This is a genomic window from Bifidobacterium myosotis (genome assembly GCF_002259745.1).
GTDB classification, from domain to species: Bacteria; Actinomycetota; Actinomycetes; order Actinomycetales; family Bifidobacteriaceae; genus Bifidobacterium; species Bifidobacterium myosotis.
Window position 1 is genome coordinate 1 of the sequence record NZ_MWWW01000016.1, and the last position, 22405, is coordinate 22405.

A 22405-nucleotide genomic window follows, 5' to 3' on the forward strand; every position below is an offset into this window, starting at 1 on the left:
CCGGGGACGGCGCCCGGTGGATCGACTCGTGCGTGCATGAATGGTGCCCTCAGGCGGAGCGCGTGCTCGACGGGTTCCATATCGTCAGCTGGATGACCGACGCGCTCGACGGGGTCCGCAAACGCCTCTGGAACGACGCGAGACGCGACGGCGACGAGGAGGGGGCGAAGCGCATGCGCGGCGTCAAATACGCCGTGTTGAAGAACCCGGACCGATTGACCGACCGGCAGGACGAATCCCTCGCCGCATTGGGGAACACGGACCCCAAGGGCCAGCTCTACCGCGCATGGCGGCTCAAGGAACTGCTGAGGAACCTGCTCAAGCACCCGCTCGGACAGGCCACGGCGGAGCTCAGGCACTGGGTGTTCTGGGCGTCCCACAGCCGCATCCCCGAGATCGTCGAACTCTCCCAAAAAATCCGCAGACGGCGGCCCGACATCCTCAGGACGATCGAGCTCGGCTACTCCAACGCCAGGCTCGAGGCGTTCAACAACCGGATCAAGGTCACCATCCGCATGGCCTACGGCTTCCACCACGTGAACAACCTCATCGCCCTGGTCATGCTCCGATGCGGCGGCCTCGACATCCGACTACCGAAACCCAACCCCTAACCCACGAAAACAGCAGAAGCCTCAGAAATCCCCTGCACCATTCAGGTTGCAGGGGTTTTCTTTATGTCTTGGATAAGCAGAAACTCAGGCCTCAGCCGGAGCCACCTCGCCTTCGGCTTCACCGTCGCCTTCGGCCTTGTCCTCGGCCTTGTTCAGGCCCAGGTCCACCGGCGAGGAGCTGTTCTCCCACGGCTCCTCCCACGGATCGTAATCCGGGTTCTGCTGCTTGTAGATGTACAGACCAACCACCGCTGCAAGCAATGCGCCGAACAGCAGTGCGAAGAACTTCCAACCGTTAGAAGACTTGTTCTCCATGACGGCTCCTTTCCCTGGGGATCGTCTGGTCGGCATGCCCATTCAGACCGACTCTGCTCCCTATTCTAGGCCCGTGTTTGTGTCGATTGGGTGGAATGACATGCGCCGGCGATTTACATAACCGTTCATACGACCGGCCGGTAGCCTAGACCCACAGCGGATTCCGACATTGGCGTTCGACGCGATTCGATACAGTGGAATGCATGCGTATGCCTACCAAACAGCAGATTCGATACCAATGGGAACGCGGCGGTCCGGTGGTGACTTGGGTGCTCATCGCCGTGTGCGTGGCGATATGGCTGGTGGAGGTGCTGGCGGGATTCCTCTCTCCGGTGCTCCAGAACCTGCTGATCGTGCGGGGTATGGTCGCCCCGGCCACGATGGTGCGCGAGCCGTGGACCATCGTCACGTCGATGTTCCTGCACGCGCCGAACTCGATTCTGCACATCCTGTTCAACATGCTCTCGTTGTACTCTGTGGGACCTGTGCTGGAACGGCTGATGGGCCACTGGCGGTTCCTCGGCCTGTACATGATCTCCGGCCTCGGCGGTGCCCTCGGACTGATGGTCTGGGGTGTGTTCGCTCCCGGCGGGCAAGGCTGGCAGTCGGCCGCATACGGCGCCTCTGGCGCGCTGTTCGGCCTGTTCGCAGCCCTGTTGGTGGTCTACAGGCGCATCGGTGCGGACATCCGCTCGATGATGGTGTGGATGGTGGTGAACTTCGCGCTGCCGTTCGTGGTGGGCGGCGTGGCCTGGCAGGCCCATGTGGGCGGATTCGTGGTCGGTGGCCTGCTTACGTGGCTGTTGACGGCCGGGCTCAAGCCGTGGCGCGGCAAGAGCCTGGCTTGGCGCATGCAGGTGTACGGCTGGTTCGTGACGATTCTCGTCGTGGCGCTGATTCTGCTATGCGACACCGCCAATCCCTATGGGTGGCTGCGGTTCGGCTACTTGTTCCAGTGATTGCAGCGTTGTGTGGATAACCGAATGCCGGGCATTGTGGAAAACACAGTGTCCGGCATTCTGGTATTTGTGGACGCGTGAATCTTGAGAGGGCGCGAATCTTGAGGGGTGCGAATCCGGAGATCAGTACGCCCTCGAGTTATGCACAGGAGTAAGCGTAGTGATTCCGCGGGCTACGTTGTTAAGTTGTGCACAGTTGTGCACAATAGTGGATAAGAATGTGGATAACTTGGTGTGGAGTAGGATGTCCACCGGGCGACGGTGCATAACTGTGGATAGCGAAATCGACGATGACGGTGGATAACTGCGATATCCACCGCTGATTTCATGCGGTTGACACCCTTGCAGAATGCGTCAAATACCGCAATGCACACGGTTGTACACCGCTTATTCACCGGAAATCCCGTGTTGTCCACCACTTATCCACGAGTTATCCACACGGTTGTCCACATTCGGTGGATAACTGCTCGCGGAACTACAAGCGTGTAATTCATCCACATAGAGTGGATAATCCTGTGGATAACTCGTGGATAAGTGGTGGACAACAGGTGGGTAACTACATCCAGGCAAACAAAAACCGGTCCCGTTAGGGGACCGGTTCAATCACAGGTATTGCGGACCGACACCAAGTGGATGCCGTCAGGCGCGCAAGGTTCAGCGCCAACCCATCGTCATCAGGAATCCAATCATGATCAGCGCGAAGCCGATTGCAAGATTCCACGCACCGATGTTCGGAATCGGCCATGCGCCGGCCGGGGACAGGTAATACACCACGCACCAGATCAGACCGATGATCATGAAGGCGCAGAACACCGGCACGAACCAGCGCGGGTTGGACTTGGTGCCCTTGATGGTCTCCTCCACGCGGCGGGTGTTCTCCTCCTGACGGCTCATCATGCGCTGCATCTGCGGGGTCATCGTGGACTTGTCCGCAGTGGAGTTCAGGACGGCCTGAACCTGATCCATATCGACGCCGTAATTCTCGTCCTCAGCGGCCTCGGTGCCGTCAGTGGTCTTGTCGCCGTCAGTGTCCTTGGCGGTCACCTCGTCCTGCCAGTCCTTCTGGTCGTTCGAGTCGGTTTCGTGCAGCTCTTCGTTTGCCATCAGCTTAGTCTCCATTCAATAGGCTAAAAGTCATAATAGTGGTTACACTCGAAACCAGCGAACACGCCGAGGAAAAGACGGGCATTTATGGTCAGACAAGTGGGTAAGCATGGTGTGAGGCGCTCGCTTGCGGCCGGTGTGGCGGCATTTGTCGTCATCGCGCTCAGTGGGTTCCTGTTGAGCACCAACGTGCGTGTGAACAAGACCGCCACGGTGAACAACGACACTGCCGACCTTATCGAGCACAGCGTGGACGAGGTGGCGGATCTGCAGAAGGACGTCACCGAATTGCAGTCACAGGTGACCACCCTGACCGACGTGCTCGGCAAGAAACCGTCACAGGGGAGCGGCACCGATACGTCGGCCGGTGACGGCTCCTCGGCGTCCGACGATTCCGGTTCCGGCCTTATGCTGCCCGAGCTCGAAGGACGGGGCGTGACCGTCACCCTCGACGACTCCCCGTTGTGGGAGAACGCCGTGAACAACAACGGTTCGACCTCGAACATCGATGATTACGTGATTCACCAGCAGGACGTGGAATCGGTGGTGAACGCGCTGTGGGCCGGCGGCGCGCAGGCCATGATGATCATGGACCAGCGCGTGCTGTTCAACTCCGCCGTGATCTGTTCGGGTAACGTGCTGTCCCTGCACGGCAAGAAATACGCGCCTCCGTTCACCATCTCCGCCATCGGCGACCCGCAGGGCATGCGCAAGGCCCTCAACGATTCCAAGGCCATCACCATCCTCAAGCAGTACGTGACCGCGTTCGGCATCGGATACAAGGTGGACAACCGGGATGATCTCAAGTTCCCGGCTACCACGGCCCTGTTGCAGCAGCTCAAGTACGCCACGGTGGATACGTCCAAGGTCAAGGATGAGGAGGCCGGGCAATGAGCCGCGGCCGGCACGCTGGCGGCCCCGTCCGCAGCGGTAGGGATGGCGGCAGGGGCGACAGCAGGAGTGGTGGTGATGCGATTCCCGGGGGCGACGCGTTCCCCGCAGCGTCGCCCCGGATTCTGGCATCCCAAACTTCAACGTCCCCAGCCGCAGCATCCCGGATTCCAGCCCCCCGACCCTCGACGCCACAAGCCTCGGCATCTCAAACGCGGCGAGGTCCGCTATGGCAGGCGCTCGGCATTTTGGCCGAACTGCTGATCACCGTGGCCGCAATCTGCGCGCTGTACATCCTCTGGCAGATGTGGTGGACCGGCGTGGAGGCCGAGCAGACCCAGAACCAGACGCTGCAATCGGTGTCATGGAGCGATCCGGCCGGCGCGGACGGCGATGGGGCCACCAGCATCGCCAAGGCCCAGGAGGGCGATCCGCCCGTCGAACCGGAGGACCCGCAGTACGGCGACCTCATCGCACAGGTGTATATCCCGCGCTTCGGTTCGGGCTGGCATCGCAATCTGGTGGAGGGTACCACGCTCGAACAGCTCAACCGCCACGGTCTCGGCCGGTACCAGACCAGCCAGCTGCCCGGTCAGGTGGGCAACTTCGCGTTCGCGGGCCATCGCAACGGCTACGGACAGCCGCTCGGCGACGTGGACAAGCTCCAGACCGGCGACCCGATCATCATCCGCACCAAGGATTACTGGTACGTGTACCACTACACGCGCTATCAGATCGTGCTGCCGACCGACACCTATGTGATCTCCGCCAACCCCGAGAACCCGGACGCGGCCCCGACCAAGCGCATGGTCACCATGACCACCTGCGAGCCGAAGTACTCCACACCCACCCACCGGTGGATCAGCTACGGCGAATTCGCCTACTGGGCCAAGGTGTCCGACGGCGTGCCCGAGGAGCTGGCCACCACCGACTCGTCCGGCGCGGTGAAATTCGCGGTGACCGAGACGCCGTCCGTGGCCTCGCGCATCGGGTCGATGGAGCGCGTGGCAATCTGGGCGTTGGTGGCATGGGCGATCGTGTTCATCGCAGCCGCCGTGGCCTGGCGATGGCCGGTGCTGCGTGCGATCCGCATGGGGGAGCGCCGTCGCCCCGACGCCAGCATCTACGGGACCGTGCTGCGGCTGCAGCCCGGCGTGCTGCCTATCCGATGGCTACTGCTCGCGCTGCTGCTCGTGGCCGCGTCCGCCGCGCTGTTCCAGTGGGGCTTCCCGTGGGCCGCCGCCCACATCCCCTTCCTCCAGCAGATGTCCAATTACGTGGCCGTGCCACAGTGACGTGGCGCGCGGACTGAGTAGTATGGCTTGCAAGACCCGCCTTTTGGACAGCAATCAGGGGAGCAAGCATGACTGATTCCGCGCATATTCTGGTGGTGGACAACTACGATTCGTTCGTCTACACCATCGTCGGATACCTGAAAACCCTTGGCGCCACCGTTGACGTGGTGCGCAACGACGCCATCGATCCCGCCAAGCCCGGTGTGCTGGACGGCTACGATGGCGTGCTGATCTCCCCCGGCCCCGGCGCCCCGGCCGATTCCGGCGCCAGCGAGGGCGTGATTCGCCTCGCCGCCGAGACCGGCACGCCGATGTTCGGCGTATGCCTTGGTCTGCAGGCGCTCGCCGAGGTCTACGGTTGCACGGTGGACCACGCACCCACGATCATGCATGGCAAGACCAGCCTCGTGGAACACATCGATGACGAGATCTTCGAGGGCGTGGCCAATCCGATGACCGCCACCCGCTACCATTCTCTGGCCGTTGAACCCGACTCCGTGCCGGACACGCTTGAGGTGACCGCATGGACGCAGGGCGACCACATCATCCAGGGTATACGCGTCAAAGGCAAGCCGATGTACGCCGTGCAGTTCCACCCCGAATCGGTGATGACGCAGGACGGCTACCGTCTGCTCGCCAACTGGCTGAAGGTCTGTGGCCAGGACAGCGCCGTCGCCAAGTCCGCCGGACTCCAGCCCAAGGTCACGAAGTAGTAGGGCTAGGGCCCACAGCTTGTCTCACACCGATGATTTTGGCCCCCTCAGTAATGAGGAGGCCAAAATCATCGGATTCATGTCGGCTGCTAGTGCGTCCTACGTCAAAAGTCCGCTGATTATCCAGCTTCCACAGTCTAATCGCGGTTTTACGTACTAGACTCGCCCAAGTCCGAGTGCCACAAAACGTTGCAATAATTACCAGAACTCGCCAAGCCAGACAATCCGGCACAGCCTTCTATTCCGTCTGAGAATACGCCTCCCGATAAGCTTGTCAATACGGCTCTGGGATTATGTTTTGTCATCGCAGTCGCCGTCATCCTTGCGACGACTGGCATTGCAATCTTCGTAGCGCGTCGGTGTAGGAATGGGTACGACGGGCGTGTATAACCGATGAGCCATGATTCGGGTCGCCCATGAATGCCATCACGGTATCATGAGCGGCCCGAACTGATTTGTCGTTACCTGTTTTCGGACTGATAGCTGAGAATCAAATCTGATTGATTCATTTGCGGTACGATGCGTCGATTCAACGTTTTTCGAGCTGTTGTACCGCAGCAGTGTGCCCCGACAGCCGAAGCAAACGTTTTCAATCCGTATCGGGGCAATACGCCTGTTCTAAAAACCGCGGAAACAAGCCATTCCTGGCGCATGGGCGAAATCGACCGCCCTCAGCCCTGCGGTACGATACACGAAAAACGCGCGATTTCGCACATCGTACCGCGCCTTCTTGTACACAACACGCCAAAAAGAGCCTTCTGAAGATTTCGTACCGCAGCCATATGCCACGCACTCCTCACGAGCATCACCCACCGCAGTTACCGGCCACATAGTACAGCGCTGCGCCACACTATAAGCGGCTCCGTATGGGACAAAACCTAGACACATTCCTCGTTTCTTAGGCAGGCCCCAAAGAACAGGACGGCACAACAAGGCAGGCAGTGCGCGCAAGACGCCGATGAATAGTTGACCGCGCCTAAGCAATGGAAACACATAGCCCTTACACGCCAAAATCGGAAGAACTGTCTAAGGTGTAATGATAATAAGCTTCTGACGCAAGCCTAGAAATACGATTGGCTTCCTCAAGTAATCCAGTGTTGATCACTTGAGGAAGCCAAAACCATATCCGCTTATGCGTGGGGTTGCCCCTGTTGCGGGCTACTCCTCCGGGGTGGTGGGCTTGGTCTCGCCGCTGTTGCCGTTGCCATTGCCGCCGGTCGTGCCGCCGCCGGGGGTGACGGTGCCTGAGCTGCCATCGCGGGTGGTGACGGTGACCGTCGAGCCCGCATCGGCTTCCGAGCCACCGGCCGGGCTGATGCTCACCACCACTGCGGAGGCGTCCGTGGGCCCGTTGGCGACCACGGCGAAGCCCTTCGCCTCAAGCATGAGCTTGGCGGTCACATAGCTGGTGCCGGCCGCAATCGAAGGCACGGTGGCCTTCTGTTTGCCGGTGGACACCCAGATGGTGATGGTGCCGCCCTGCTGGATGTCGGACCCCGAGCTGGGGTTCATCCGCGTGATCGAGCCCTCCGGCACCGTGTCCGATTCCTCGGATTCCACGATGAAGTTGAACTTGCCCGGGCCGGTGCCGCTGTACTGCGAAAGCACGCTGTCCTTGGTCTGGCCGACCAGATCCGGCACCTTGGTCATGCCGTTGGAGACGTAGATTGTGATGGTGGTGCCCTTGGGCTGCGACTGGCCCGCCGCCGGGTCGGTGCGCGTCACCAGATCGGCCTCCACCGTGCTGCTGGGCTCGCTCTTGACCGAGGAGCTCACCTTGAATCCGGCGGCCTCCAGCTCGCTGCGGGCCTCGTCCTGCGACTTGCCCTTCACGTCGGGCACCTTCGTGCTCTGCGGGCCGTCCGAGAACCAGACCTCCACCTGGGTGCCCTTGGCCACCTTGGAACCCGCCTCCGGCGACATCTTGGTGCAGGTGCCGGCCGGTTCGGTGGACTCGGTGTCGTGCTTCTCCACCATGGTCAGGCCCAGCGCCTTGAGCTTGGCGTCGATGCCGTCCTTCGAGATGTTGGCGGTGCAGGTGGGCACAGTGACCGTGTCCGCGGCGGTCGTACTCGGTTCGCGCAGCATGAACACCACGCCGAACACGATGGCGACGACCGCGATCACGCCGATGATCGTGCTGACGATGATGGTCTTGCGCTTCTTGGCCTTGGCCGCGGCCGCACGTTGCGCCGCGCGGGACTGCACCGAGGCGAAGCTGCCGCTGGGAGGCATGATCTGCTCGAACTGGCCGGTGGCCGGGTTGTAGGCCTGCGTGGGCTGTGTGCCGGTCGCCGGCGGCACCGGACCCATCGGCATGGTGCCCTTGGTGGTCTCCGCGTTCTTGCGGGCCTGCACGTTGGCCATGTCGCTTAGCGGGTTGAACGCGGCCGCCACCGGCATGCCGCCGTTCATGAAGGTCAGGATGTCGTTGCGGAACTCCGCGGCCGTGGCGTACCGGTTCTGGCGGTCCTTGGCCATGGCTTTGGCGCAGATCGCGTCCCAGATCTTCGGCAGACCGGGCACGATGGCGGACGGCGGCGTGGCCACCTCGGACACATGCTGGTAGGCGATGGCCACCGCGGAATCGCCGGTGAACGGCGGTCGGCCGGTGAGCATCTCGTAAAGCACGCAGCCGGCGGAATAGAGGTCGGAGCGCATGTCCACGGTCTCGCCGCGCGCCTGTTCGGGGGAGAGGTACTGCGCGGTGCCGACCACGCCCTGCGACTGGGTCATCGTGGCGGCCGAATCGTCCAGCGCGCGGGCGATGCCGAAGTCCATGACCTTGACCACGCCCTGCTCGGAGATCATGATGTTGCCGGGCTTGATGTCACGGTGGATGATGCCCATGCGATGCGAATAATCAAGCGCCGAAAGCACGCCGAGCATCACCTGCTCGCAGTCGCGCTGGCTCAGCGAGCCGTTCACCTTGAGGATGTCGCGCAGGGTCTGGCCCTTGACGTACTCCATGACCAGATACGGCAGCAGCTCGGTCTGGCCGCCCTCGGTGGGTACGGTCTCCTCGCCGGAGTCGTAGATGTTGACGATGTTCGGGTTGTTCATCTGCGCCACGGCGTGCGCCTCGCGGCGGAAGCGGGCGAGGAAGATGTCGTCGTTGGCCAGGTCGGCGCGCATGATCTTGATGGCCACCGTGCGCCCCAGACGGGTGTCGAGGGCCACATGGACCTCGGCCATGCCGCCACGGCCGATGAGCTGGCCAAGCTGGTATCGGCCACCGGCCAATGCAGTAGGCATGTTGCTCATTGCTTATCCCTTCCAATCCTCGAGATCATCGACACCGGGGTGTCCAATACGATGCGCGGAGTACTGGTGACCCTGCGCGGCAATCGGCCGCCGGTCGCCACCGTCATGGTCCGGTCGTTCATTTCGGTCTGCTGGTCCAGCAGCCTCCGTTCGATGCGCGCCAGCGTACGGGAGACCACCAGCGCGTCCTTCGGACGGTCCAGCGGGTCCTTGGCCAGCATCGACATCACGAACTCGCGCAGCTGTACGTCCACCGAATCAGGCAACGGCGGCACCGGATCGTTCACATGCGCGGCAGCGATGTCCACCGGCGTGGCACCGGTGAACGGGCGGTGGCCGGCCAGTCCCTCGTAGGCCACCACGCCGAGCGAATAGATGTCCGATTGCGGCGTGGCCTGCTGGCCCTGCGCCTGTTCGGGGGAGATGTACTGGGCGGTGCCCACCACCATGCCGTCCTGGGTAATCTGGCCCTGACCGGTGGAGTAGCTCACGCCGAAGTCCGTGATTTTGACCTGGCCGGAATCGGAGACCATGATGTTCGCCGGCTTGACGTCGCGGTGGATCACGCCGTGGGAGTGCGCGACGAATAGGCCGCGCGCGGTCTGGATGAGAATCGGCAGCAGCTCGGTGGCCTCCATCGCGCCCTGCTCGTGGAACAGGTCGGCCAGCGACTTGGAGGGCACGTATTCCATGATGAGGAACCCGATGCCATCGTGTTCGTAGTATTCGAACAGCGCGGCGATGTTCGGATGTGCCAGATTGGCGGAATTATGGGCCTCGGCGCGCAGTCTGCGCAGTTTGGCCTCGGCGTTGGTCACGTCCGAGCGCAGGGCCTTGATGGCCACCTCGCGCCCGAGCTGGATGTCGTAGCCCTTCCAGACCTCGCCCATGCCGCCTTGCGCCAGACGGGAGTCCAGACGGTATCGGCGGTGGATCAGCTGTCCTTCGACCAGTCTCATTGCTGCAGAGCCTCCTCAATCATCGCGCGCATGATCGGGCCAGCGGCGAACGAACCATACAAATCAGTGTTATGCACCATCACGGCCACGGCGATCTGCGGATCGTCGGCCGGAGCGAAGCCGATCACCCAGCCGTCGATGCTGGTGTTGCCCACGCCGATCTGGGCGGTGCCCGTCTTGGCGGCCACCTGGATGCCGTCGATGCCCAGCTGCGGATTGGCCTTGGTGACCACCTGCTCCATCATCGAGGTGAGCTTGTCCGCCGAATCCTTGCTGAAGGCGTTCGCCATCACCTGCGGTTTGGTCTGGGAGAGCACGGTCAGGTCGGAGGCGCGCACGCGGTCGACGATCGTGGGGTGCATGAGCTTGCCGTCATTGGCGATCGCCTGGGCCACCATCGCCATCTGCAATGGCGTGGCCGTGGTATCGCCTTGGCCGATGGAGGCCAACGCGAGCCGGTCCGGAGTGGGATCGCTGGGGAAGGTCGAGGCGGTCGCCTTCATCGGCGTGCCGGTCGAATCCGAGCCGTCGATGGTGATGGTGCTGCCGAAGCCGAGTTTGGTGGCCATGTCGCTGACCGTATCCGCCCCGAGCGCGACGCCCAGCTGGGCGAACGCGGTGTTCGACGACCACGCGATGGCGTCCTGCAGGGTGATCTGGCCGTTCGTGCCGTCCGCCTGCGATTCGGCGTTCGGCAGCTGGGTGGCCGTGCCGGGCAGCGTGTAGGCCGCGCCGGCGGGAATCTGCGTGTCCGGCTGGTATTTGCCGGTCTCGAGCGCCGCCGACGCCACGATGGTCTTGAACGTGGACCCGGGCGGGTAGAGCTGCGAGGTGACGCGGTTGATCAGCGGGCTGTCCTCTTGGGCGGCGAGGTCCTGATACGCCTTGCTGGCGGCTGCGGCGTCATGCGAGGCCAATGTGTTCGGATCGTAGCTCGGCGTGCTCACCATGGCCAGGATGCGGCCGGTCTTCACCTCGATGGCCACGGCTGCGCCGTCGCGCGAACCCAGCTGGTCGTAGGCCACCTGCTGGAGCTTGGGGTCGATGGATGTTTCAATCGAGGCGCCCTGATTCGACCCGCCGGTGAGCATGGCCTTGGCGCGCTGCCAGACCAGCGAATCGGCCTCGCCATTGAGCAGCATGCTGCGCGAGGCCTCAAGGCCGCGGTCGGCCGTCTGCGAGATGGAGAAGAAACCGGTGACGGGCGCATACAGCGGGCCGTTGGAGTAGACGCGCTGGTACTTGAAGGCGTCGTTGACCGGTTCGGATTTGGCCATCACCGTGCCGTCCGAGGCGAGGATGGCACCACGGTCGGCACCGAGCTGGTGGTACAGCGACCGGGCGTTGCGCGAATCGTTGTTGAGCTCGTTGGCGCGGATGGCCATGAGAATCGTCGAAGACAGGCCCAGCACCACGAACAGCGCCACCACGGCGGTGAACAGCTGGCGCAGATACTTGTTCATGCGCGGTCACCTCCATTGATGGTCGGGGCGCTTGGCGTGGCTGGAACGGTTGGTGCAGTCGGAACGGTTGGTGTGGCTGGAACGGTTGGAATAGTCGGAATGGGCGGCACCGGTGGCACCGGTGGCACCGGTGGCACCGGCGGCAGGGAAGCCGTGCGGGTCGACGGCTCCGGGATGTCGAACCGGGAGGGGTCCTGCTTGGTGATGTCGATGATCGGCTCGTCGTCGTCCAGCGGCTCGTCGCGGTATGGGCGGTACCCGGGCTCGTCGGCGGAGCGGGCGCCGTGGGCGGTGGAAGGCACGGTGTGCGAGGCATGCGCGGCGTGGGCCGCGTGCGAGCCATGCGGTTCCTCAATCGCCTCGATTGCCTCGGACAGCGCTGATTCGGGCGCGTCAGGCTTGCCGAACTCCCCGGTTTCCCCCGACTCATACGGTTCGCCGGGCGCCGCCGAGGAGACGGCGGAGGCGCTGCGCGGACGGATGATTTCCTCGGTGGCTTTGGCGCGCGCCTTGAGCTCCTTGTCGCGCAGCACGGCCAGCGCCTCGTACTGGAAGGTGTCGGAGGTGAGCTCCGGCTCCGGCGCGTTCGCCGCGTTGGAGATGATCACCAGCAGGGCCGCGAGGATGTAGTTGGCGATGAGGCTGGAACCGCCGGCCGCCATGTACGGCAGGGTCAGACCCGTGAGTGGGATGACCAGCGTGATGCCGCCCACCACGGTGAACACCTGGAACGCCATCGTGAACACCAGTCCGGAGGCCAGCAGCTTGCCGAATCCGTCCTTGACCTTCATGGCGGTGATGAATCCGGAGGCGATGATGATCAGGTACATCATGAGGATGGCCAGCAGGCCCACGAGGCCCAGCTCCTCACCCAGCGAGGCGTAGATGAAGTCCGAGTTCGCGAAGGTGGTGAGCGCCGGATGGCCCTGACCCAGACCGGTGCCCAGCAGACCACCGGAGGCGAGGCCGAAGATGCCGGTGACCAGCTGCCACGAGCCGCCGTACGGCTTGTTGTATTCCTCCGCGCTGAACGGGTGGAGCCAGGCATCCACGCGCTGTCCCACATGGCTGAAGAGGCCTGCGGCCAGGACCGCGCCCGCCGCGAAGGCGATCAGGCCGATGATGATCCAGCTCTTCCGCCCGGTGGACACGTACAGCATGGCCACGAACATGGCGAAGAACATGAGCGAGGTACCCAGATCGTGCTGCATGATGAGCACGCCCATCGAGGCGAACCACACCACGATGATCGGGCCGAGGTCCTTGATGCGCGGCAGTTGCAGGCCGAGCACCTTCTTACCACCCACGGCCAGCTGGTCGCGATGGTCGAACAGGTAGGCGGCGAAGAAGAACGCGAGGAACAGCTTGGCGAATTCGCCGGGCTGGAACTGCCCCAGACCGGGGAGCTTGACCCAGATGCGCGCGCCGTTGACCTCCTGGCCGAGCACCGGCAGCATCGGCGAAAGCAGCAGCACCAGGCCCACCACCATCGACACGTACGAGAAGCGCCGCAGCACACGGTAGTCCTTCAGGAAGATGATGAGCGGCGCCACGATCACCAACGCCAGACACAGCCACATCAGCTGGCGCATCGCCGCGGCCTTGCCCAGACTTTGGTCGATGCGGGCGATCATCGTCACGCCCGTGGCCGTCAGCAGCAGCACGCATGGGATGATCGATTGGCTGGCGTACGGCTGGAACCTGACGGTCAGCCCCCACAGCACGAGGAACAGCGCCACCACGACACCCAGCATGATGAGGTATTCGCGGGGGAACGAGCCGGTGGTCCGCTGGAACATCTGCACGAAGGCCAGCGCACCCACCCCTATCGAGAACAGCAGCAGGAAGATTTGGCGCAGGCGGGTCGCAATCATTGCGCACCCCCCGTGGCGGCGTCGTCCGCCGCGCCGATGCCGGACTGGTCGGACGAGCCGGAGTCGGCGCCGGATGAGCTAGATGAGCCGGAGCTAGACGAGCCAGACGACCCGGCGGACGAATCAGCCTTCGCCTTGTCCGTGCTCTTGGCCAGCGCCTTGGCCTTCTCGGCCTCGGCTTGCTTCTGCTGCTCCTCGAGCTTGGTCATCTCGCTGCGGATGATGTTCACATGCGACTGCGCCTCGGCCATCGAATCCACCGTGATGCCCTGCGACAGCTGGTCGCGCCATGTGGCTGGCAGATCGGAGGCGGCGATGTCCGTACGCTCCACCTCGTGGGACAGCTCAAGCCCGAACAGGTTGGTCGGAATGCCCTGATAGATGGTCACGTTGCCGCTGGCGCTGCCCACGTAATACCGGGTCTGGCTCCAGGCGTACGCGCCCCAGGCGGCGCCGGCCAGAGCTGCCACCACCAGTACGCAGGTGACGATGGTGGCGATCATGTTGCGGCGCCTCCTGCCGCGCTTGGCCTTCTTCTGCTCGGCCTGCTCGGCGTGGATGGCCTTGGCCACCTCGGGGTCGTTCGGATCGGCCGAAAGCCGGCCGTCGGGCTTGCGAACCACCGGGATTTCGCCGGTGTCGGGATTGGTGCGCTCGCCGGTCTCCTCGCGGACGGTGGACGGCTGCGCCACGCGTATGGTATCGGCTTCGGCCGCGGTGCCGTCCTTGGTGTCGTCGTGGGCGCCGGCCGGCTGGATGAGTGCGGCCGCACGCTGGGCCGGGGAATCATCCTCCTTGAGCGCGGGGGCGGTGGCAACCGGCGCGTTGATGATGTCGGCGATGGGCTCGAGATTGCCGCTCGCCGCGCCGCCGATGAGCGGCGTCTGGTGGGGCAGGTCGAAGGCGCTGGCGTCCAGGGCCAGCGTGGCGTCCGCGATTACGGCGGTCACGTTGTCGGTGCTGCCGGCGCGCAAGGCCATCTGCACGAGTCGCTGCGCGCATTCGCCCTGATCGGACAGCGCGGTCATGGTCTCCTCGATGGTCGAGTCCTCGAGCACGCCGCACAGGCCGTCGGAGCACAGCAGCCAGCGGTCGGCCGGATGGGCCTTGCGGATGGAGATGTCCGGGTGCGGGTCGATGTCGAAATCGCCGAGCACACGCATCACCACGTTGCGCTGGGGATGGTTCTTCGCCTCGGCGGGGGTGATGCGGCCGGTGTCGATGAGGTGCTGGACGTAGCTGTGATCGCAGGTGACGCGGCTCAGATGGCCGTCGCGGAGCAGATAGGCTCGCGAGTCGCCGATATGCGCGATGACCCAGTACCCGGCCACCAGCGCCACGGCGGTCACGGTGGTGCCCATGCCGGCGAGCTTGCGTTCGCGCTTGGCCTTGCCGACGATGGCGTCGTGCGCGGCCATGATGGAGGTCTCCATCATGCGCGAGATGGTTTCGATGTCGCCGCCGGTGTCGTCCTGTTCGATGTGCGCCAGCGACCGGATGGCGATCGAGGATGCCGTGTCGCCGCCGGCGTGACCGCCCATGCCGTCGCAGATGGCGATGAGATGCTCGCCCGCGAAGGAGGAGTCCTGGTTGTTCGCGCGTACCGTGCCCACGTCGGACACGGTGGTGGAGTACAGGAACAACGGTTGCGAAACGGCGGAATTGGGCATGCGGCTACCTCAGTTCGAAGGTGGTGGCGCCGATGCGCACGGGAACGCGGGCGGGCAGGATGGTCGGGCGGTTGATGCGCTGCATATTGACGACGGTGCCGTTGGTGGAGCTCAGATCCTCGATGGCCCACTGGCCGGAACGGGAATCCTTGTAGACGCGGGCATGGTGGGAGGAGACGAACTCGTCGTCCAGCACTACGGTGTTCGAGGCGGCGCGTCCCAGCGTGATCTCGGCGCCGTTCAGCGGTACGGAGCTGCCCGCCAGCGGGCCGTCGATGATGACCAGCAGGGTAGGCTCCGCCTGCGGTCCGGCGGCCTGGGGATGCCGTGAACGGATTGGTGCCTGCGGTGCGGCCCCCTCGGTCTTATGGGCTTCGCGTTCACGCTCGCGACGGCGGCGTGAACGCGACGGCTTCGGGCTGAACGTTGCGATGTCCCGATGCAGCGAACGTATGCACAGCCACACGAAGACCCACAGCAGGACCAGTAATCCGTACTTGAGAAGGGCGAATGTCAGTTCGGTCATGTGATGCCGACTTTCGGGCGTTGCGCTCGGTTACTCCTGGGCTTGCGCCGAGGCCCAGTAGAGGATGCGCGTGCGGCCGATGGTGATGGTGTTGCCGTCCAGCAGCGTGGCGGCGGGCACCTGATGGCCCTCGACGTAGGTGCCGTTCGTGGAGCCGAGGTCGCGCGCGATCACGCCGTTGTCAGTGATGTCGATCTCCAGATGCTTGCGGGAGATGCCCGGATCGTCGATGACGATGTCGCAGCCGGAGCCGCGGCCGATCACGGTCTTGTCCTTGGTGAGCAGGTACTGGTTGCCGTTCACCTCGAGCACCGGGCTGTCCTCGGTCTGGGCGTCCGTGGTGACGGGCACGGCGTTGCCCTGCACGGATTCGGAAGTGAGGTTGAAGTTGCCCTTGGACAGGTCCAGATCCTCCTCGAAGATCACGACCACGGGCCCAACGAAGGCGTAATGCTGGCTCTTCGCGTACTCGGTGAGGTTGTCCGCGAGCTCGTTGGCCAGCGTTTCGCTGCCCCAGGCCTCGATGCGGTCGAAGTCCGGCGTGCTCAGCTTGAAGCGGTATTCGTTCGGGGCGACCGTGCGGTCGCGGCCCACCGGCATGGCTTCGGCGTCGATCTCGCGCTCCAGGGCGCTGGAAAGGTCGACAGGCTGCAGGTCCTTGGAGCCGAATTTGGCGAATACTCCGTTGACCGCACCCTCCACGCTTTTTTCAAAACGGTCGAGAACGCTCATAGTCCTCCCTTTCTAATCTTCACCCATCCTACGCGGCCATGGGAATTTGGCGCAAAAAACAGGGCCCGTGTGTGGTGATGGGTGCAAAATTTCCAAAAATTAGGCATTTCTATGGAGCTTCCATGGGCGTGGCGCACCACTCCGCGCCACGGTGCGGCATGCTGGCGAGCCCACTGGTTTTGACCGCACGCCTGCGTAGGTTGGTGGTATGAGTGAAACGCCTGATATCAATGACGCAATCAAAGATTTTCCGCGCCGCAAGGCCCGTACGCTGCGGTTCTCCTGCGGTGCTCCCCGTTCCGCACGCGTGATCGGCGACGGCTCGCGCGCCTTGTTCCTGCGCTCGGATGGCCCCGAGGATCTGGTCACCGCACTGTGGATGAGCTGGTTTGATGCCGCCGGCGAGCATCACGAGACCAAGCTCGCCGACCCGCGCGACCTGCTGGGCGCGGTCGCCGACAGCGAGGACGTGCCGGCCGAGGAGCGGGCCCGCCGCGAACGCGCCCGTGAGGGCGGCGCCGGCATCGTCAGCTATTCGGTCTCCGACGCCGGCGATCGCGTGGCCTTCACCATCAACGGCCGTCTCTATCTGAGCGAGATCGGCGAGCAGGCCGCGGACGGCGCGCCCGTCGCCCGAACCCGCGAGCTGGCCGGCGCCTGGCTGGACGAGGACCCGCAGATGTACGCGCCGGTGCTCAACCCGCGCATCTCCCCTGACGGCACGCATGTGCTGTACACCACCGGCTCCTACCTCATGCTGGTGGATATCGGCGATTGGCCGGACGACGCGGCGGATGCCGCCGATGTCATCGCCGAGGAGCCGGCCGGCGAGGTGGCCGACGGCGTGGAGGTCGAATCGGATGCCGTCGAGGAGGCGTTGAGCGAGGGCCTGTACGGCGAGGATGACGAGGATGACGACGTCGCCATTGACGCGGCGGAGGGCGACGATGCGACGCTCGACGACCGCATCACCGCGATCTATGGCGTCTCCGTGGAGGACGAGGACGGCAATCCGGCCGAAAACACCTGGAAAATCGGCCTTGCGGAGTTCGTGGCCGGCGAGGAGATGGACCGTTACGACGGTTTCTGGTGGTCCCCGGACTCCCAGCATGTGCTGTTCGAGTCGTTCGACACCGCCGACGAGCCGATCTGGTACATCAGCGATCCGGCCGATCCGGAACAGCCGGCCGTCGGCCGTCGCTACCCGCGTGCGCTGACCCGCAACGCCGACGTCTACCTCACCGTCATCGCGCTCGCGTTCGACGAGGACGACCGGTACGTCGGCATCACCGCCAACGCGGATGTGGAATGGGACCGTGAGGCTTACGAATACGTAGGCGCCGTGAGCTGGAGCCGCGGCCATGACCCGCTCGTGCTGGTGCAGAACCGCCGTCAGACCCGCGATCAGGTGCTGGAGGTGGCCGTTGCCGCCGCCGAAGCCGACGATTTCGCCGCCGCTGATTCCGTGGAGTCCTCTGAGTCGGCTGATTCCGCCGAGTCCGTCGCCGATCAGCCAGCGGCATGGCCCGCGTTCGGCGCGACCCGCGTGCTGGAGGAACACGCCAATGACCAGTGGATCGATCTGGTCGCCGGCACCCCCGCCTTCACGCCGGACGGTCGCCTGGTCTGCGCGCTCAACGACATGGAGGCCGACACCAACCGTCTGACCGTGGACGGCCGCCCGTTCACCCCCGCCGGTTGGAACGTGCGCTCGGTGCTGCATGTGGATGACGCCGGCGTCGTCGCCGTGGTGCAGCGCGAACCCGATCTTGCCGGGCCGATGCCGGACGTCTGGCAGGCGCGCGGCGGCGAGCATGACGCCCGCAGCTTCGACGTGGTGCTCTTCGACTTCGACGACGCCGTGCCGCCCACCCCGTACACCACGCGCCCCGGCGTGTGGACCGCTTCGTGGGGCTCACGAGGCGTGGTGCTTTCCGGCCGGGATATGGACCACATCCGTGCGCAGATGACGCACAGCGTCGGCGACGGCTTGTCCGCCGACATCGCCAATGACGCCGACACCCCCGGTTTCACGCCGAACGTGTACTTCGCGCGCCTTGGCGAGCACCGCCTGTACACGGCGATCGTCGCGCCGAGCCCGTCCAGCCCGTACGCGCACGCCGAGAAACTGCCGGTGCTCATGAAGCCGTACGGCGGCCCCGGTTTCCAGCAGGTGGTGGATTCGCAGTCGTACTACTACGAGAGCCAGTGGTGGGCCGATCAGGGCTTCCTCGTGGTCACCGCGGACGGCCGCGGCACCACCGGTCGTGGCCCGGTCTGGGATCGCGCGATCTTCGAGGACATGAAGGACGTGACGCTGGCCGATCAGGTGGAGGCCGTGCAGGCGCTGCCGGATGCCGTCAAGGCGCTCAACGAGGCGGCCGAATCCGGTGATGCGGCGACCGCAACCATCCCCGCCCCCGATCTCGACAAGGTGTGCATGATCGGCTGGTCGTACGGCGGATTCCTCTCCTCGCTCGCCGTGCTCGATGCGCCGGACGTGTTCAAGGCCGCGTGCGCCGGCGCCCCGCCCACCGACTGGACGCTGTACGACACCCACTACACCGAGCGGTATCTGGGCCTCGACCCCGAGGTGTACCGCCGCAACGGCATCATCCAGGACGCGCCGAAACTCAGCCGTCCCTTGATGCTCATCCACGGGTTCGCGGACGACAACGTGACCATCGCCCACAGCCTGCGCCTCTCCCAGGCGCTCATGGCCGCGGGCAGGCCCCACACCTACCTGCCGCTCACGGGCATCACCCACATGACCAACGACGAGACCGTGGCCGAGAACCTGCTCACCCTCCAGCGCGACTTCCTTAAGGACGCCTTGGCGTAGGCCGTCGCGGACGGGATGCCGTGGGCCGGCCGCGACGATACACCATCGCGCGGCCTGCCCAATAATGCCCGCCATCCCGTCGTCTGCCCTAAGATGGGTGGCATGCAGGTGACGATGATCGACGAATCGAAATACGCCGAAACCATGACGAATCTGGTGCTGCCCGCCTTGGCCCAATGCCGGGAGGAAGGGTGGTTCGACCCGTCGTCGGCCGAGCGCGCGGCCGGTCTGGAGCCGCTGGCCGGCGAGGCCATCGGCGGCGGGCATCCCGGCCAGCTGCACTATCTGTGCTACGACGCCGCCAAGTTCGACGCGATTCGCGAGCAGGGGGCGACCGCCACCTTCCGCGGAGCCATCGTCATCAGCCACGGATTCACCGAGTTCGCCGACAAATACAACGAACTCATCTGGTACTTCCTGCTCGCCGGCTATTCGGTGTGCGTGCTGGACCATCGGGGCCACGGCAAGTCCGCCCGCAACGTGGACAACCACTGCATGGTGTGGATCGATGATTGGCGCCGGTATGTGGTCGATCTCGCCGCCTTCTCCCAGACTATCGGCCAGCAGTACGCGGCCGGCCTGCCGATCAACCTGTTCTGTCATTCGATGGGCGGCGGCATCGGGGCCGCGGTGCTTGAGCAGTACCCCACGCTGTTCGACAAGGCCGTGCTTTCCGCGCCGATGATCGCCCCCGCGACCGGCATGCCGCTGCGGGTGGCCCGCGTGCTGGTCAGCGCGCTATGCGGGCTCGGGTTTGGCAGGAAGCGCGTGTTCGGACAGAGCGACTTCACCCCCGAATTCTCGATGAAGGGCAACGAGGGCGCCTCCGAAGCCCGCGAACGCTGGTATTTCAAGCTGCGCTGCGACAATCCGGAATACCAGACATACTGCGCGTCGTTCGAGTGGGTGCGTCAGGCGCTCAAGCTCAGCCGGGCGCTGCTCAGCCCCTCGGCATGCGCCGAAGTGGAGACGCCGGTGCTGCTGTTCCAGGCGGGGAGGGACATCTGGGTGCTCAACAAGCCGCAGAACCGGTTCATCGACCTCATCAAGGACGGCGGCGACGAGGCGACCCTGGTCCGGTTCCCCGAATCGCGCCACGAGATCTTCTCGATGCCCAACAGCACCTACAAGCCCTATCTGGAGCGGATTCTCGCCTTCTTCGACGACCCGATGATCGCCAGCGCCTCGTACTGATATCGGAGGCGATGCGGCGGACGCTGTTGGGCCATAGCGGTTCCCCTCCTTGAGGGGAGCCGTTTGAGTTTCGGGTTTCTCGCGTCCTTCCTGGCTAGCGGCTCCCTCCTTGAGGGGAGCTGTCGCCGCAGGCGACTGAGGGGAGAAGTAGCGAGCAAGGGGTCAATGCAGCCGTCATCGGCCCCGACTCAACTACGTAGCCGAGTGTTGCTCTTCATCTAGAGTTCACTTTGCATCCATCTTTCGGTCCAACGCATTTCAGTCGGCGGGAGAACAATGGAAGTATGGGCATCATGTCTTCTCTTCGCCGTCGCGCAGTTGCGGTCGCCGCTGTGATCGCTGCCGCCTCGTTTGCGCTTGCCGGTTGCTCCACTCAGCAGAACGAAACCAATGGTAGCGGTGTCTCCGACACCAACACACAGACGTTCACCCCGGCGGATGGCAAGCCCACCGCCACCCTCTCCGTGGCCTCCGGCTCGGAGAACAAAGAGGTCGCCGCGGCGATCCAGAAGGCCGCTGACCAGTCCAAGGTGGCCATCACCATGCACTACATGGGCTCGCTCGAAATCATGAACGCGCTCAAGAAGGGCGGCGAGAACTTCGACGCCGTCTGGCCCGCCTCCTCGATGTGGATCTCGATGGGAGACACCAAGCACATCGTCAAGGACGCCACCAGCACCTCGACCACCCCGATCGTGTTCGGCATCGCCAAGTCCAAGGCCGTCGAACTTGGCTGGGCGGACGCCAACGGCACCACCAAGCCCGTGAAGACCACGGACATCATCGACGCCGTCAAATCCGGCAAACTCAAGTTCTCGATGACCTCCGCCACCCAGTCGAACTCCGGCGCCTCCGCATACCTCGCCTTTATGACTGCCCTGCGCGGCGGCGAAGGCCCGCTCACCGACGCCGACCTCGCCAACCAGACCCTGAAGGACCAGGTCAAGACGCTGCTGACGGGCGTGGACCGCTCCTCTGGCTCCTCGGACTGGCTCAAGGATATGGTCGTGGCCAACCCGGACCGCTTTGATTCGATGGTCAACTACGAATCGCTGGTCATTCAGGCGAACAAGACCCTCGAGAAGAACGGCCATGACCCGTTGCTCGCCGTCTACCCGGCCGACGGCATCGCCATCTCCGACTCGCCGCTCGGCTACGTGGACCGCGGCCAGAACCTCAAGTCCGCCTTCGACTCCTTCGCCAAGGCGCTCGCCGCCAAGGACTCCAAGCTGGAGTTCGAGCGCGCCGGTCGCCGCACCGGTCTCGGCGGCGTGCTCGCGTACGCCTCGGACAGCAAGGTCAAGGAATCCTTCCGCGCCGATTGGGGCATCAACACCGACGGCTCGGCCCTGAAGACCATCGCTCTGCCCGCCGCGTCCGTGATCAACAGCGCGCTCAACGTCTACCAGACCGCGCTGCGCAAACCCAGCTGGACCGTGTGGGTGGTGGACTACTCCGGTTCCATGTACGGCGAAGGCAAGGACGGCGTGGTCAAGGGCCTGAACGCCGCGCTCGATCCGGCCCAGGCCAAGGCCTCGTACATCGAGCCCGGGGACGACGACGTGAACATCCTCATCCCCTTCGAATCCGAGGCGCACAGCCCGATCAAGGCCAACGGCCAGAACACCGGCAAACTGCTGAACGAGGCGCAGAGCACCGAAGCATCGGGCGGCACGGACATCTATCTCGGTCTTGAATCGGCCCTCGAACAGTTGCCGGATGAGTCGGAGGCCGCCAAGTACACCACCGCCATCGTGCTCATGACCGATGGCCGTTCGGAGACCGGCAGCCGTTCCCGCTTTGAAAGCGACTACAAGAACGACAATCTGGATCTGCCGATCTTCTCGATCATGTTCGGTGACGCCGACCCGAGCCAGCTCAAGGAACTCGCCACGCTCAGCAACGCGAAGGTGTTCGACGGCCGGTCCGGTGATCTGGCCTCCGTGTTCCGTCAGGTCAAGGGCTTCAACTGATGGGGCAAGCGATGGGCCGT

General features: G+C 64.2%; 16 protein-coding genes and 1 pseudogene. 8 read left to right on the forward strand and 9 right to left on the reverse strand.

The features are described 5' to 3' along the window. Positions 1-611 (forward strand): transposase (locus tag BMYO_RS07620; protein ID WP_143249143.1); only part of this gene is annotated, 611 nt, incomplete at its 5' end. 84 nt (positions 612-695) lie between these two features. On the opposite strand, the gene BMYO_RS07625 is transcribed toward BMYO_RS07620, so the two are convergent. After that, positions 696-926 carry a hypothetical protein gene (locus BMYO_RS07625; RefSeq protein ID WP_169834093.1) on the reverse strand — a complete coding sequence of 77 codons (231 nt, stop codon included), beginning with the start codon at positions 924-926 and terminating at the stop codon, positions 696-698. A 203-nt stretch (positions 927-1129) separates the two neighbouring features. Here BMYO_RS07625 and BMYO_RS07630 point away from each other — a divergent pair, with 203 nt between their 5' ends. Further along, positions 1130-1885 (forward strand): rhomboid family intramembrane serine protease, encoded by a 756-nt coding sequence (locus BMYO_RS07630; protein ID WP_094667902.1) that lies wholly within the window; start codon positions 1130-1132, stop codon positions 1883-1885. Between the two features lie 654 nt (positions 1886-2539). On the opposite strand, the gene crgA is transcribed toward BMYO_RS07630, so the two are convergent. After that, positions 2540-2989 carry a cell division protein CrgA gene (gene crgA, locus BMYO_RS07640; RefSeq protein ID WP_094667904.1) on the reverse strand — a complete coding sequence of 150 codons (450 nt, stop codon included), beginning with the start codon at positions 2987-2989 and terminating at the stop codon, positions 2540-2542. An 87-nt stretch (positions 2990-3076) separates the two neighbouring features. On the opposite strand from crgA, the gene BMYO_RS07645 reads away from it, so the two are divergent. The 3 genes from BMYO_RS07645 to BMYO_RS07655 all read left to right on the forward strand — a co-directional run bounded on the left by BMYO_RS07645 (position 3077) and on the right by BMYO_RS07655 (position 5888). Beyond that, positions 3077-3883: a DUF881 domain-containing protein gene (locus tag BMYO_RS07645; protein ID WP_094667905.1), complete on the forward strand. Its 807-nt coding sequence runs from the start codon at positions 3077-3079 to the stop codon at positions 3881-3883. A gap of 164 nt (positions 3884-4047) precedes the next feature. After that, the gene (locus BMYO_RS07650) at positions 4048-5175 is read left to right on the forward strand and encodes a class E sortase (RefSeq protein WP_169834101.1); all 1128 of its coding nucleotides are present in this window, start codon (positions 4048-4050) and stop codon (positions 5173-5175) included. A 68-nt stretch (positions 5176-5243) separates the two neighbouring features. Beyond that, positions 5244-5888: an anthranilate synthase component II gene (locus BMYO_RS07655; protein ID WP_094667907.1), complete on the forward strand. Its 645-nt coding sequence runs from the start codon at positions 5244-5246 to the stop codon at positions 5886-5888. A 1158-nt stretch (positions 5889-7046) separates the two neighbouring features. Here the strand turns inward: BMYO_RS07655 and pknB are convergent. From pknB to BMYO_RS07690, 7 genes and pseudogenes are all read right to left on the reverse strand, one after another. After that, on the reverse strand, positions 7047-9152 hold the full coding sequence (pknB, locus tag BMYO_RS07660) for a Stk1 family PASTA domain-containing Ser/Thr kinase (RefSeq protein WP_420807300.1): 2106 nt from the start codon (positions 9150-9152) through the stop codon (positions 7047-7049). Next, entirely contained in the window at positions 9149-10111 is a 963-nt protein-coding gene (locus BMYO_RS07665; protein ID WP_094667908.1) for a serine/threonine-protein kinase, read from the reverse strand. Before BMYO_RS07665 ends, pknB begins: the two co-directional genes overlap by 4 nt. Next, entirely contained in the window at positions 10108-11574 is a 1467-nt protein-coding gene (locus BMYO_RS07670) for a peptidoglycan D,D-transpeptidase FtsI family protein (protein WP_094667909.1), read from the reverse strand. The genes BMYO_RS07665 and BMYO_RS07670 overlap by 4 nt, the downstream gene beginning before the upstream one ends. A 425-nt stretch (positions 11575-11999) precedes the next feature. Next, positions 12000-13448, reverse strand: a pseudogene (locus BMYO_RS07675) (FtsW/RodA/SpoVE family cell cycle protein); the annotation flags it as partial. Next, positions 13445-15118, reverse strand: coding sequence for a PP2C family protein-serine/threonine phosphatase (locus BMYO_RS07680; protein WP_094667910.1), 1674 nt, complete (start codon positions 15116-15118; stop codon positions 13445-13447). The pseudogene BMYO_RS07675 and the gene BMYO_RS07680, both read right to left, overlap by 4 nt. Before the next feature lie 4 nt (positions 15119-15122). Next, positions 15123-15644 (reverse strand): FHA domain-containing protein FhaB/FipA, encoded by a 522-nt coding sequence (locus BMYO_RS07685; protein ID WP_094667911.1) that lies wholly within the window; start codon positions 15642-15644, stop codon positions 15123-15125. 30 nt (positions 15645-15674) lie between these two features. Further along, positions 15675-16376, reverse strand: coding sequence for an FhaA domain-containing protein (locus BMYO_RS07690; RefSeq protein WP_094667912.1), 702 nt, complete (start codon positions 16374-16376; stop codon positions 15675-15677). A 208-nt stretch (positions 16377-16584) separates the two neighbouring features. On the opposite strand from BMYO_RS07690, the gene BMYO_RS07695 reads away from it, so the two are divergent. The 3 genes from BMYO_RS07695 to BMYO_RS07705 all read left to right on the forward strand — a co-directional run bounded on the left by BMYO_RS07695 (position 16585) and on the right by BMYO_RS07705 (position 22385). Further along, complete coding sequence (locus tag BMYO_RS07695) at positions 16585-19218, forward strand: prolyl oligopeptidase family serine peptidase (protein ID WP_094667913.1); 2634 nt, start codon at positions 16585-16587, stop codon at positions 19216-19218. Between the two features lie 102 nt (positions 19219-19320). Beyond that, positions 19321-20412, forward strand: coding sequence for an alpha/beta fold hydrolase (locus BMYO_RS07700; protein WP_094667986.1), 1092 nt, complete (start codon positions 19321-19323; stop codon positions 20410-20412). Positions 20413-20705: 293 nt separating this feature from the next. Beyond that, positions 20706-22385: a substrate-binding domain-containing protein gene (locus BMYO_RS07705; protein ID WP_169834094.1), complete on the forward strand. Its 1680-nt coding sequence runs from the start codon at positions 20706-20708 to the stop codon at positions 22383-22385. The last annotated feature ends 20 nt before the right edge of the window (positions 22386-22405 follow it).